Here is an 11,838-nt window from a genome sequence, read left to right on the forward strand (position 1 = left end):
CCGCTAGTCGTCCTTGGGCGGGTAGATCGCCACCCCGGTCATCGTCTGATTGACGTGGATCGAGTTGAACTGCTCACCATAAGTCGAGAATCCGACCACATGATTGTCCGAAAGAATGCGCGAGATTTCGTGCGTTTTCTGTTTCTCCTGCGCCTCGAGCCGCCGCAGGATACAGTCGCAGGCCAGGATCGTATCGGGCTTTTGCTTCTCGTTCAGCGCTGCGATCTCTTCCCGCAGATGCACCGCCATGTCGCGCGGTTCTGCCAGAGTCAAAACCAGCCCCTCATCAATGGCCGAAAAGAACACCAGATCACCATTGCCCGCGACCCGCTGAATGGCCCGTACATGATGCTGACCTCCGATCTGAACGACGACCGGATGGGCCGCGAAGGTAAAGGGGGTCAGCTGTTCGGGGTCTTTGCCAAGGATGCGTGCATATTCCCGCGCTGCGGGTTCCGCGTTGATTTCCTGAACGATGCGTTTGACCGGGTCGGCTTTGGTCACGACCATGCGATGCGCGGCAGGAACAAGGTGATCGGTCTTGAACACCTTGATCGGGCAAGAGGTTCGCACTTGCACCAAAATGGCCGCGTTCTCCAACGCCTGTGATCCATGTAGAACATAGGTGTGGCCGAACTCGGTCCCGTCGCCGGCTGACCCACCGAACAAAGGCACCGGCCCCAACCCCATCGCCAACTCGGATGTCAGTTCGTCTTCTTTCGTGGACAGCCCGTCGATCATCAGGAATGTGAATTCGTTTTCCCAAGCGGGAAAGCTGCGCGTCATTGCCGTTCGGTTGTGGATCATTTCGGCAATGATGTCTTGCGCGCTAAAAACATCCAGATCCGGTACCAGAATGGTGCGCGTTTCAAAATGTGAGCGCGGCAAGGCAAGCGCGACGATTTGATCCTCGTTATAGCCACCTTCGGCAAGCTCTCCGGCGGTGGTGCATCCGACCACCATCGTGGGCGCAAATTCCTGTTCAGCCTCGGCGATCACCGCCTTAGGATCGGCATTGGGGCTGACAAACAGAATAACAAGCGCCATGGGGTCATCCCCCAGCGACTTGGACAGTTCCCTGACTGCGTTGTCGGCGCTGCATTCCGCAAATGCCGTCTTTACGATGCCTGGCTTGACGGACTGGGTGCTGGCCCATCCGAATGCTTGGTTCATCGCGACTCCTCCCTAAAGCCCGACGATTGCTGAGAGGTTAGAGTATCTGACCCTATTCTTGCAATACGCTGGCAAAGGATGCTTTCTTGGCAATCAGAACCGCCTGAGTGCGGCTTTGAACGCCAAGTTTCCGCATGATTGCAGTGACATGCGCCTTAACCGTGGTTTCGGCAATCGACAGGTCATAAGCGATCTGCTTGTTCAACTTGCCCTCGCAGATCAGTTGCAGGATGCGGCCCTGTTGATTGGTCAACGCGGCAAGCCGATTGACCGCATCGCTATGTTCATCCTCTTCCTCATCTTCGATCAGAACGCAGCCATCGGGGACAAAGATTCCCCCCGCATGCACCGTCTCGAACGCGGTGCGGAACACATCGCGCTGGCTGTGCTTGGGCACATATCCCGATGCTCCTGCCTTGATCACCTGGCTGATCACACGGTTGTCGGTCAGCGAGGACACAACAATCACCGGCGCATCCGCCGCGGATTTCAAGCGCACCAGACCATCCAGGCCATCCACATCCGGCAGGTTCAGGTCCAGCATCACCGCATCCGGTTTCAGCCCTTTGGCCACCAGTTCCATAGCGTTTTCCAAACGGTCTGCGGTGTGAATTTCGCCGATCTCGGCCACGCTGCGCAGGGTCATCGACAAGGCGTCGCAGAACAACGGATGATCGTCGACAATCAGAACATTCTCAAAGTCGGTCTGTCTGGCGGGTTCTGCAAGCATCAAGGTCGCCTTTGCATTGAAACTCTCTTTGCTCTGAGTCTAGCAACACCGTCAGCATACGCCTACTGGCGGAAGGTCGTAGACCAAAGAAAACGCGCGCCCGGATTCCGAGCGCGCGATCTTTGGGGTCAGAACCCGCCTCAGTTCGCCGAGGCCAGCTCTTTCGGTAGGCGGAATGTCCACAAGGTACCGCCCTGGTTCAGATAGTTGACCTTCTTGGCCACTTCACCGCCCCACAGCGGAACCGCGCCGCCCCAGCCGGAGATGATCGAGACATATTGCTCGCCATCCTTTTCCCAGGTCACAGGTTGACCGACGATGCCGGAACCGGTCTGGAACGACCACAGTTTCTCACCGGTTTCGTCATCCAGCGCGATAAACTCGCCTTCGGGGGTACCGAAGAACACCAGGCCACCAGCTGTGGTCATCACGCCCGACCACAGCGGAGCGTCGTTCTTATATTCCCACTTCCACTCGCCGGTATCGGGGTCGATGGCCTTGAGCGAGCCGATGTGATCTTCGTAGTTCGGCTTGATGGTAAAGCCAGCGCCAAGATAGGCGGCACCTTTCTTGTAGGTGATCGGCTCGTTCCAGATATCCATGCCCCATTCGTTCGATGGCACATAGAAATTGCCGGTGTTCTGCGAGAACGACATTGGCATCCAGTTCTTGCCGCCCAGGAAGGACGGCGAGGCAAAGATGACCTCACCCTTGTTGCCATCAGCCGCAGCGGCCGGATCACCGGGGCGATTGTTTTCGACAAAGATCGGACGTCCGGTCTCATCAATTCCGTCGGCCCATGTGATGTCCTTGACGAAAGGTGTCGCCGAGACGAACCCACCATCCTCACGGTTCAGAACGTAGAAGTACCCGTTCCGGTCGGCAGTGGCGTAGCGCTGGTTGCCCTCGCGGTCGGTATAAGCGACCACTTCGTTCACACCGTCATAGTCCCAGCCTTCACGCGGGGTGGTCTGAAAATGCCACTTGATCTCGCCGGTCTTGGGGTCGATCCCGATGCGGCTGGCGGCATAGAGGTTGTCGCCCTTGTTGCCTTCGGTGGGGGTGCCCGCATTGCGCAGCCAGCTGTTCCACGGGGCCGGATTGCCTGCGCCGAAGACCAGCGTATCGGTGTCAGCATCGTAAGAGCCGCCCAGCCAGGTCGCGCCGCCGCCGGTTTTCCACATGTCACCGGGCCAGGTTGCGTTCAGCTCTCCGGTCATGGTGCTTTCTTCGCCATTCAGCGTGCCCATGTGACCTTCGATCACGGGGCGTTCCCAAACCAGATCGCCGGTATTGACGTCCCGGGCCTGAACCGCGCCGACGATGCCGAACTCACCGCCAGAATTGCCGGTGATGACCAGGCCATCAACAATCAACGGCGCCGCCGTATAGGAATAGCCCGCTTTGTAGTCAGCAATCTTATCGCGCCAGACCACATCGCCCGTGTCCTTGTTCAGCGCTACGATCCGCGCGTCCAGCGTACCGAAAATAACCTTGTCGCCATAGATGGCGGCACCCCGGTTGACCACGTCACAGCAGGGCAGAATGCCTTCGGGAAGGCGGGCATCGTATTGCCAGACCTCTTTGCCGGTCTCCAGATCAATCGCATAGAGGCGTGAATACGACCCGGTGATATACATCATCCCGTCATAAATCAGCGGCTGGGTTTCCTGCCCGCGCTGCTTCTCTCCGCCAAGACTGAAGGCCCAGGCCGGAAGCAGGTTCTTGACGTTGTCCTTGTTCAGCATGTCCAGCGGGCTATAGCGCTGCAAATGCCGCCCCATACCATTGGTCACAACCTGAGTGGTGATCGTTTGGTCATTGGCCAGATCGTCTTCGGTAACTTCTGCATAGGCTGCGCCGGTTGCGACAATGCTCGCAGCGGCGGCCATGATAAACCGGTTCATCGGTATCCTCCCTAGACTTATGTCTTTCCTCCACGCCGAATCTCCGACGCGTCGGGATTGTTGGCGAGAGTATTATTCGCAGGCGGGCACCGGTGTTGGAATTGCACATTGGTCGTAGGGCGCAAACGGGCGATTTCAACTAGGTTGAGCCATCTTTTTTGATACGCGAGGCGATGATGCGGAGGCTTTTCACTTGGTTTATCCCTGCGGTTTTGATCTGCGCGCAGCCCGCGCTGGCCGATCCTCTGTCGGGGCAGAAGGCCATTTCTCTGGTCGACGGAGAAGGCAACAAGTTATTGATCGGACACGTGACTTTCGAGCCCAAGAGCGACGCCGTAGCCTATCAGATCGACCTGAGCGCGGGCCCCTTCGCAGACCATTTCCTGTCCATGCGCCCGTTTCGCTGTCTTGAGGGGCCGGACAAACACTGGTGCCATGTCACCTACCCTTATGATCTGCAGCGCGAAGTCTCCGACGACGATCTGACCGATCTGGAATACGACTTGTTGTTTATCCACAAGGGCGCCACCGAATACGGCATTGATATGTGGAACGGGGTCTACTACCGCCTGCAGCGTGATGGCGACCGCCTGATCGGACAGTTGCACGAAATGGATATGGGCATCCTATCGGCCCCACCCGAAGACGGAAATCTCAGGCCCGTATCCGAGGCAGACATCCACGAGGCCGATCCCGATAGCCACTGGCTGCCTAAGGTCGTGATAGACTGATCAGAGGTTGGTTGCGATTTGGGCAACCTTGCACCATCGGGCGCCCGTGCCTTTTCCAGTGTTCGGCTACTCCAGCGCACCCAGCTCAGAATAGTGGCGCGTATTTCCACTCATCTGCGTCCGGCGTGACCTCGTTTGGATCATAGCCAGACTCTTGCAGACGTTTGGCGATCTTCAGGCCGTCGCTTGCGGCTTCATCCACATAGAAGCGGCCTAGCTCTGGGTCTTGCGCCACCCCGTGGCCGCGCAGCAGGTTGAGGCCGTAGTTGAACTTGCCCACCGGATCGCCCAGATCAGCGGCGCGTTTGTCCCATGCGGCGGCGGCATCGGGATCGTAGTCTCCGCCCAGCCCGTTATTGTCCAACTGCCCCATCCATGTCATCGCGCCGGTATACCCGGCATTGGCGCAGCTTTCGAACAGCTTGCGCGCCATCTCGTGACGGCCGGATTTGGTGATGTAGTAGCCGGTCGCACAGGTCGTCATATCGGTGACGCCATTGTCAATATTGCTCATGACGCGGCCAAAGCCCGTGTCCTGCGGGTTGAGCGTGCCGTACTCATCCTCGACCGTCTGCGCCGAGGCGGCTGTGCCCAAAAACAGTAGTGCAAATGCGATACGGATCATGAAAGAACCCTCCGTTTGAAAGGCATTCTAGCGCATCGGGGGGCACATTTCACCTCTGCCATGGTCGTAGACGGCTCAGCGACCGGGGCGTTTTATGCCGCGGGCCGGGTCGTAGCCCCACAGCGCGAGGCCCAGAAAGGCCAGTCCGGCAAGGATAGTCCAGCCAAGGGCCGGGCCGTTGAACTGACCATAGAGCGCAAAGCGGATCAGCTCAACGGCGTGGGTAAAGGGGTTGAGCGCGCAGATATCACGCAACAGGGCCGAGCTTTCGGCCATCTTCCAAAGCGGGTAAAGCGCCGAGGACAGGAAGAACATTGGAAAGATGACAAAATTCATCACCCCGGCAAAATTCTCAAGCTGCTTGATGGCCGAGGACAAAGCCAAACCGAGAGCGCCGAGCATCAGCCCGGCAATGATCAGTGCGGGAAAGACGCACAGATATCCGTACCAAGGCATATCAATCCCGTAGATCGCGGCAACCGCCAGAAAGGTATAGACCTGCAGAATCGAGATCGTGGTGCTGGCCAGCAGGCGGCAGAACAACAGCCACCATCGCGGCAGAGGGCTGGTCAGCAGCAACCGCATCGATCCCATCTCACGGTCATAAACAAGGCTGAGGGAGCTTTGCATTCCATTGAACAGCATGATCATGCCGCACAGGCCCGGCACGATGTAGATCTCATAGGTGATATAGGTCTGATAGGGCGGCGTGATTGACAGGCCCAAGGCCGCACGGAACCCGGCGGCGAAGACAATCAGCCAGACCAACGGGCGAACCAAAGCGGCGATGAACCGGCTTCGTTGGCGGACAAAGCGCAGCGCCTCGCGGATCAGGATCGCGCGCAGGGCGATCAGCGCGCCGGTCATGTGGCGGCTCTGGTCATCGACAAAAACACCTGTTGCAGGGTTTGGTCGCCGGTGATGTCGCGGCAGGTGCCTTGTGTCAGCATCTTCCCCCGATGCAGGATGGCAAGCTGATCGTCGGGGGTGATCTCATCGGTCAGATGGGTGGCCCACAAAACGGTCAGCCCATCCTGTGCTGACAGATCATGCACATGTTGGGTGATGGCACTTCGCGCGGCGGCATCCAGCCCCACCGTCGGTTCGTCCAGCAACAGGACCGAGGGCGCGTGGATCAGGCAACGCGCAATCTCCAGCCGTCTGCGGTGGCCTCCATTCAGATCGCGGGTCCGTTCACTTGCGCGCTCGGCCATATCCAGACGTTCCAAAGCGGCGGCGATGCGGCTCTCGGCTGTGCGACCTGACAGGCCATGCAAAGCGGCGAAATAGCTGAGGTTGCGATGAACCGTCAGGTCCAGATCCAGCGTCGGCTGCTGGAAGACAACTCCGATCTGCGCCAAGGCCTGACGGGGTTGTTTCGAGATATCAAACCCCGCCACCTCAATCACCCCTTGCGCGGTGGTGAACAGGCGGGTCAGCAGGGAAAACAGCGTCGATTTCCCCGCGCCATTAGGCCCCAGCAACGCGCAAAACGCGCCCTGCGGGACGTGAAAGCTCACGTCATCCAGGGCGCGTTTGTCGCCATAGGCGTAGCTTACACTGCGGACCGAAAGCCCTGTCACTTAATGGTAATCTCCAGCCGCTGCGTTTCGCCGGTGCTGCCCGGCACTTTCAGATAGTAGCTGCCCGGCTTGATCGCGACAAAGCCTATTTCCATCTCGCCCGCCTCGTCAAACTCAACGGAATCGACGCCCAGAGGCCGGATTTCCAGCCCTCCGACCACGATCTCGTCCACCCAGATCGCGCGGAAGAACTCTGGCCCGACCAGAGCCAGTTCCTGACTGCCATCGCCTTGGATTTCGAACTCATAGTAGGTGCCGGATTTCAGCTCCCACGGGGCCTCGGCCAATGGCACACCGGCGGAGAGAGTGATCGGAGGCAGGTCTTCCTTGTTCTTGGCCGACAGGATACCGGCCAGACCAAAGCCGTCGTCATCATCATCGTCGGCCAAAGCCGCAGCGGGCAAAGCCATAGCCAGCATCGCGGCCGCGCATATCAATCGCTTCATCTCTTAAGTCTCCTCAATCGTGTCAGTCGGTCGGACGGAAGGCCGCGCCCCAGGGGAAACGCCCAACCTTGATCGTCTTGATCGGTTCGCGCTTGGCCACATCAATCACGGTCACATCGCCAGACACGCCATTGGTGGTAAACAGCAGCGACTTGTCGGCGTTGAAATCCATGTGCCAAACGCGGCGACCCACGAGGATGTAGTCTTCAACCTCATAGGTTTCGGCATTCACGGCCGCCACATGGTTCGAAGGCCCCAGCGCGACAAAGGCGGTCTCATCCCCGTTGGACAACTCAAACCCCACGGGCTGCACCCGGTCGGGGTGGACGCCTTCGACCTCGAACTCGATCTTGGCCTTTTCGGTCTGGGTTTCCACGTCGAAAACGGTGATGGTGCCGCCGATTTCCGAGCTGACCCACAGCTCGGTCCCGTCCTTCAGAAATTCGGCATGGCGCGGGCGGGAATCGACCAGAGTATTGGCGAACAGCTCTTGCGTCTCAGTGTCGATCCAATGGGCCATATTGGTGGTTTCGGACGTGGTGATGGCAATCTTGCCATCGGGCGACACGGCCATCCCTTCGGGTTCGATCCCCACGTCGATCTGCGCAATCACCGTGCGCGATTCCGTATCCACCACCGTGGTGATCGCGTCATCCTCGTTGGCGATGTAGAGATGCTTGTCATTTGGGTGCAGCACAAACTGCTCGGGGTCCTCGCCCGAGGGCAGGTCATGGAGAATCTCGCCCGTTTCGGGGTCCATTACCTGAACCGAGTCACTATCCGACGCGCAGATATAGAGAACCGAGTAGTCCTTGGAGAACGTAATCCCGCGCGGGCGTTCTCCGGTCTCAATGGTGCGGATCACCTCAAGCGTTTCGATGTCAATCACGCTGAGCGTGTCGTCCTTTTCATTGCTGATCCAGATCTCATCCGCAGTGGCCGGAGCGCAGAGCGCGGTCGCTGCCAGAAGTGCTGCTAGTCTCATCGCTGTTACTCCTTAAATGCCTGGCACTGGCTTTCGGCTTCATCAATGCCCAGCGTGTCCAGTTCGGTGCGTTGGTGCAGAAACCCCTCGAGGGGGGCCATCGCAACCACAGCGCGGTCCGTGACCAGCGGGATGGGCTGCCGCAACTGGCCGTTCCAGGCACGGAAATTCATCGCGCGGCCTTTGAAGCCCGCCAGTTCGAAATCATCCGACAGGATATAGTCGCGCAGAACCGCCGGATCATCTGATTGTGTACGCGTCACCGCCTCGCCCAAGGCCCGATAGGCCGCCCAGGCGGCGTAATCCTTGGGGCGCATCGCCCGCCCTGCCTGATCGGCAAAACGGTTCTGCATCTGCACGGCGCCCCATTGTTCAACCACGCGCGACCACGTGACGGGCTGCAACCCCTCTGACCCGGCAACGGGGCGCGGTTCCCATGTGTTGAAGGGGATATAGCGGCCGAAATCGTCCAGCTCATCAGCGACAAGCAGCACGTCATAGTCGCCGAAGTCCTGCGTAAACAGCGGCACCTCTTGCGCTGCGTTGCGCCGCAGGTCGGCATCGAACACCCATGTCTTTTCTGCTTGCAGCTCCAGCCGGAACTTTTGCAAAGACCGTTTCAGCGCCTCGGCAAAGGCCTGATCCCCCGGATGCTCGCCCGCGATCAGGACGATCTCGTCCCACCTGCGTTTGACCAGGAACTGCGCCAGCGCGTCAGTGCGCATCACATCAGATGGCAAGGTGTGCAACAGGTTGGCACGGCACTCGTCCTCGCGCAGCGACAGATCGGGGGCCGAGGCGTTGAACAACACCGCACCCGCCGCTTCGGGTAGATCAGCGACCTCAAGCTGCGCTTGCGCAGGCGCGTCCAGAATGACAAAGGGACCATTGGCCAAAGCCTGCCGCGCGGCTTGCGCCCAGTCCCCGCCCTCGGGCACCGTGGTCACCGTCAGATCGTATTTGTGCCCCAGAAACTTGGCTGTTGTCAGGTTGTCGGCCAGGCCCAGCTCGGCCCCCGCCATGCCTACGTCTTCTGGAATCGGGTCGAGGTTGGACAGCACCGGAGGACGCTCGACCTCTTGCTGCAGGTAGGTCACTGAAACCGCAACCTCGGCCTGCGCAGCACCGGATGCCATCGCCAAGGCTGCAAGAACAAAAGAAAATCTAAACATGTCTGCGCCTCCTCCCCGGCCCTAAAAGTAAAAGCCGGTCGAAAATGGGAAAGCCATTCGACCTTAGTCGCAGATTTTGCCCATCTGCAACCAAGGTCGAATGTCGCGATGAATTTGCCTGCGCTATGACCGGGGAAAGCTTCAATAGGAGGATGAGATGCGTCTTGGTTTTTACAGCGCGGCGCTTGCGGCAACGGTGACAGCGGGGATGGCGCTGGCACATGGTGATGTCGCGCCCCAGCCAGTAAATACGGATGCCCTTCCCGACGTGAGCGAGGAATGGCTGATCGAAAACCCCTATCGCGATCAGGGCGAAGAGGTCTGGCAGGCTGCAATCGAAATCGGCGATTCCGGCTACAACCAGAACTGCGCGCGCTGCCACGGACTGGGCGTCGTATCGGGCGGACTGGCCCCCGACCTGCGCTACCTCGAGGCCGAAGAATACGGCGATGAATGGTATATTGAACGCTTCCGCGAGGGCTATACCCAGAACGGTATCACCAAGATGCCCGCCTTTGGTGATCTGTTGGGCCAAAAAGCCGCCTGGGCCATCCGCACCTATATCGAAACCCGCCCAGACGACGGCGCGTTGGATGATCATTCGGACCGGTTGAAGGAAATCCGCGACGAGCTGGCTGCTATGGCCGAGGGAGCGGATGGAGACACAGCCGCCCTGCAATCCGAACTGACCGAGATCGCGGGTACAATCGAAACCGGCTCAGGCGCGCCTGTGGCCGACTCGGTGGCCCTGCGCGCTGCGGTGCTGATCTCGGGCGAGGCCCCGGATTTCGCACAAGCGGCGGAACAGCTGACTATCGGATTGTCTGCCGCGCAATAGAACGGCAGACTGGGGCACATGATCGGACGCCATTTCATTCTCTCCCTGTTGGTCGCCGCCCTGTCCGCCGGGTCGGCTCTGGCCAGGTGTGAAGACCATGTGCCCCAACCCAAACCCCAGAATGCCAGCCGTGATATCGTGGGCGCGGATCTCGATACCATTGTCGAGCGCGGCTATATCGAATTCGCTGCCTACGAAGACTTCGCGCCCTGGTCCTTTGAGGAGGATGGCAAGATACAGGGCGTGGACATCGAAATCGGCAAGCTGATCGCACAGGATCTGGGGGTCGAGCCTCGGTTCAATCTGGTAGCAGCGGGAGAAAACCTAGAGGCCGATCTGCGCAACTGGATCTGGAAAGGTCCTCTGATCAACGGGCGCGTGGCCAATGTCATGCTGCACATTCCTTATGACAGCGAATTCGCCTGCCGCGTCGAACAGGTGGTATTCACCGGCCAATATCATGACGAGGAAATCGCCATCGCCTTTCGCCGCGATGCCTATCCCGAAGACCCTCCGGTTCCCGCCTATTTCCGATTTGACACCGTCGCGGTTGAAAACGATTCGATTGCCGATTTCTACCTTTCGTCTTTTCCCGGTGGGCAACTGTCGCAGAATGTCAGCCGGTTCCCAACCGCAGATCAGGCGATGGAGGCTCTGGCAACAGGTGAAACGATGGCCGCAATGGGCCCCCGCGCCCAGCTAGAGGCCGGACTGACCCCCGATCTGGATATCCACACCCCTCCGCTGCCCGGCTTTGCTGTCAGCACCTGGACCAGCGGTGTAGCCGTGCATTTTGCCTATCGCGGCCTGAGCTATGCGGTCGATGACGCGATCTATGCCGCGCTTCAGGATGGCCGCATCGCCAAAATCTTCGAGGATTACGGGCTGACGCATACCCCTCCCGAACTTCGCTGACTACGCCCAAGGTCGCATATGCTTTGCGGCCCCGACGCCCTAGGTTGGAAAAAACTCTGGAGGAGTGACATGGAGTTACATGACAGCCGCACAATAGCCGCGCCACGGTCCGAGGTTTGGAATGCCCTGCTGTCGGCAGATGTTCTGCGCGAATGCGTCCCTGGCTGCCAGGAGATGAACGGCACCGCCGAGGACGGGTTCGACGCCACCGTGGTGCAGAAAGTCGGCCCCGTCAAAGCCACTTTCAAAGGGAAAGTGACCCTGTCCGACATGATTTCCGGGGAAAGCCTGAAATTGTCGGGCGAAGGCAAGGGCGGCGCTGCCGGTTTTGCCAAGGGCGCAGCAGATGTCACGCTGTCCGATGTCCCCGAAGGCACCTTGCTGACCTACAATGTTGACGCGCGCGTGGGCGGCAAGCTGGCCCAACTGGGCGGGCGTGTCGTGGACGGGTTCGCCAAAAAAATGGCGGATCAGTTCTTTCAGAATTTCCAAAGCGCGGTCGAGGTCGAGCCAGAGGCCCCCGCCAGCGAAGCGGCAGCTGAACCGGAACAACAAACGGAAGAGGCAACCGAAAAGAAGGGCTGGCTCAAGCGCGTATTGGGCGGTTGAGCTACGGATTTAAGGGAGGAAAATGTGATGAAAATATCGCTGACTGTGAATGGGATGTCTGTGAGCGGTGATGTTGAGGGTCGGACGTTATTGTCTGGTTTTTTGCGGGATCATTTGTCTTTGA

Annotated in this window: 13 protein-coding genes and 1 pseudogene; 5 read left to right on the forward strand and 9 right to left on the reverse strand. The window is 59.1% G+C overall.

Going from position 1 to position 11,838, the window contains the following annotated elements; all coding sequences use genetic code 11:
- Positions 1–3: 3 nt before the first annotated feature.
- The 3 genes from ACR0J4_RS14510 to ACR0J4_RS14520 all read right to left on the reverse strand — a co-directional run bounded on the left by ACR0J4_RS14510 (position 4) and on the right by ACR0J4_RS14520 (position 3,810).
- Complete coding sequence (locus ACR0J4_RS14510; RefSeq protein WP_170643223.1) at positions 4–1,173, reverse strand: FIST N-terminal domain-containing protein; 1,170 nt, start codon at positions 1,171–1,173, stop codon at positions 4–6.
- A 52-nt stretch (positions 1,174–1,225) separates the two neighbouring features.
- Positions 1,226–1,903 (reverse strand): response regulator, encoded by a 678-nt coding sequence (locus ACR0J4_RS14515; protein WP_170378656.1) that lies wholly within the window; start codon positions 1,901–1,903, stop codon positions 1,226–1,228.
- Between the two features lie 140 nt (positions 1,904–2,043).
- On the reverse strand, positions 2,044–3,810 hold the full coding sequence (locus ACR0J4_RS14520) for a PQQ-dependent methanol/ethanol family dehydrogenase (protein ID WP_170643222.1): 1,767 nt from the start codon (positions 3,808–3,810) through the stop codon (positions 2,044–2,046).
- 176 nt (positions 3,811–3,986) lie between these two features.
- Between ACR0J4_RS14520 and ACR0J4_RS14525 the strand changes: the two genes are divergently transcribed.
- A complete protein-coding gene (locus ACR0J4_RS14525) occupies positions 3,987–4,541 on the forward strand; it encodes a hypothetical protein (RefSeq protein ID WP_170643221.1) in 555 nt (184 codons plus the stop codon).
- An 85-nt stretch (positions 4,542–4,626) separates the two neighbouring features.
- Here ACR0J4_RS14525 and ACR0J4_RS14530 read toward each other — a convergent pair whose 3' ends face one another.
- The 6 genes from ACR0J4_RS14530 to ACR0J4_RS14555 form a co-directional block, all read right to left on the reverse strand.
- Positions 4,627–5,166, reverse strand: coding sequence for an SEL1-like repeat protein (locus tag ACR0J4_RS14530; RefSeq protein WP_170643220.1), 540 nt, complete (start codon positions 5,164–5,166; stop codon positions 4,627–4,629).
- A gap of 75 nt (positions 5,167–5,241) precedes the next feature.
- Positions 5,242–6,033, reverse strand: coding sequence for an ABC transporter permease (locus ACR0J4_RS14535; RefSeq protein WP_170549096.1), 792 nt, complete (start codon positions 6,031–6,033; stop codon positions 5,242–5,244).
- Positions 6,030–6,749, reverse strand: coding sequence for an ABC transporter ATP-binding protein (locus ACR0J4_RS14540; RefSeq protein ID WP_170643219.1), 720 nt, complete (start codon positions 6,747–6,749; stop codon positions 6,030–6,032). Before ACR0J4_RS14540 ends, ACR0J4_RS14535 begins: the two co-directional genes overlap by 4 nt.
- Complete coding sequence (locus tag ACR0J4_RS14545) at positions 6,746–7,195, reverse strand: cupredoxin domain-containing protein (RefSeq protein WP_170643218.1); 450 nt, start codon at positions 7,193–7,195, stop codon at positions 6,746–6,748. Before ACR0J4_RS14545 ends, ACR0J4_RS14540 begins: the two co-directional genes overlap by 4 nt.
- A 22-nt stretch (positions 7,196–7,217) precedes the next feature.
- Positions 7,218–8,180 carry a YVTN family beta-propeller repeat protein gene (locus ACR0J4_RS14550; RefSeq protein ID WP_170747387.1) on the reverse strand — a complete coding sequence of 321 codons (963 nt, stop codon included), beginning with the start codon at positions 8,178–8,180 and terminating at the stop codon, positions 7,218–7,220.
- Between the two features lie 5 nt (positions 8,181–8,185).
- Complete coding sequence (locus ACR0J4_RS14555; protein ID WP_170643216.1) at positions 8,186–9,352, reverse strand: ABC transporter substrate-binding protein; 1,167 nt, start codon at positions 9,350–9,352, stop codon at positions 8,186–8,188.
- A 157-nt stretch (positions 9,353–9,509) separates the two neighbouring features.
- Here ACR0J4_RS14555 and pedF point away from each other — a divergent pair, with 157 nt between their 5' ends.
- The 4 genes and pseudogenes from pedF to ACR0J4_RS14575 form a co-directional block, all read left to right on the forward strand.
- The gene (pedF, locus tag ACR0J4_RS14560; RefSeq protein WP_170549083.1) at positions 9,510–10,190 is read left to right on the forward strand and encodes a cytochrome c-550 PedF; all 681 of its coding nucleotides are present in this window, start codon (positions 9,510–9,512) and stop codon (positions 10,188–10,190) included.
- 18 nt (positions 10,191–10,208) lie between these two features.
- The gene (locus ACR0J4_RS14565) at positions 10,209–11,105 is read left to right on the forward strand and encodes a transporter substrate-binding domain-containing protein (RefSeq protein WP_170643215.1); all 897 of its coding nucleotides are present in this window, start codon (positions 10,209–10,211) and stop codon (positions 11,103–11,105) included.
- Positions 11,106–11,174: 69 nt separating this feature from the next.
- The gene (locus ACR0J4_RS14570) at positions 11,175–11,714 is read left to right on the forward strand and encodes an SRPBCC family protein (RefSeq protein WP_170643214.1); all 540 of its coding nucleotides are present in this window, start codon (positions 11,175–11,177) and stop codon (positions 11,712–11,714) included.
- A 27-nt stretch (positions 11,715–11,741) separates the two neighbouring features.
- Positions 11,742–11,838, forward strand: a pseudogene (locus ACR0J4_RS14575) ((2Fe-2S)-binding protein); the annotation flags it as partial.

The organism is Ruegeria sp. B10, from assembly GCF_056539825.1.

Coding starts and splice junctions, on each gene's coding strand:
- ACR0J4_RS14510 (WP_170643223.1), bottom strand. CDS start 1,173: ATGAACCAAGCATTCGGATGGGCCAGCACCCAGTCCGTCAAGCCAGGC.
- ACR0J4_RS14515 (WP_170378656.1), bottom strand. CDS start 1,903: ATGCTTGCAGAACCCGCCAGACAGACCGACTTTGAGAATGTTCTGATT.
- ACR0J4_RS14520 (WP_170643222.1), bottom strand. CDS start 3,810: ATGAACCGGTTTATCATGGCCGCCGCTGCGAGCATTGTCGCAACCGGC.
- ACR0J4_RS14525 (WP_170643221.1), top strand. CDS start 3,987: ATGCGGAGGCTTTTCACTTGGTTTATCCCTGCGGTTTTGATCTGCGCG.
- ACR0J4_RS14530 (WP_170643220.1), bottom strand. CDS start 5,166: ATGATCCGTATCGCATTTGCACTACTGTTTTTGGGCACAGCCGCCTCG.
- ACR0J4_RS14535 (WP_170549096.1), bottom strand. CDS start 6,033: ATGACCGGCGCGCTGATCGCCCTGCGCGCGATCCTGATCCGCGAGGCG.
- ACR0J4_RS14545 (WP_170643218.1), bottom strand. CDS start 7,195: ATGAAGCGATTGATATGCGCGGCCGCGATGCTGGCTATGGCTTTGCCC.
- ACR0J4_RS14550 (WP_170747387.1), bottom strand. CDS start 8,180: ATGAGACTAGCAGCACTTCTGGCAGCGACCGCGCTCTGCGCTCCGGCC.
- ACR0J4_RS14555 (WP_170643216.1), bottom strand. CDS start 9,352: ATGTTTAGATTTTCTTTTGTTCTTGCAGCCTTGGCGATGGCATCCGGT.
- pedF (WP_170549083.1), top strand. CDS start 9,510: ATGCGTCTTGGTTTTTACAGCGCGGCGCTTGCGGCAACGGTGACAGCG.
- ACR0J4_RS14565 (WP_170643215.1), top strand. CDS start 10,209: ATGATCGGACGCCATTTCATTCTCTCCCTGTTGGTCGCCGCCCTGTCC.
- ACR0J4_RS14570 (WP_170643214.1), top strand. CDS start 11,175: ATGGAGTTACATGACAGCCGCACAATAGCCGCGCCACGGTCCGAGGTT.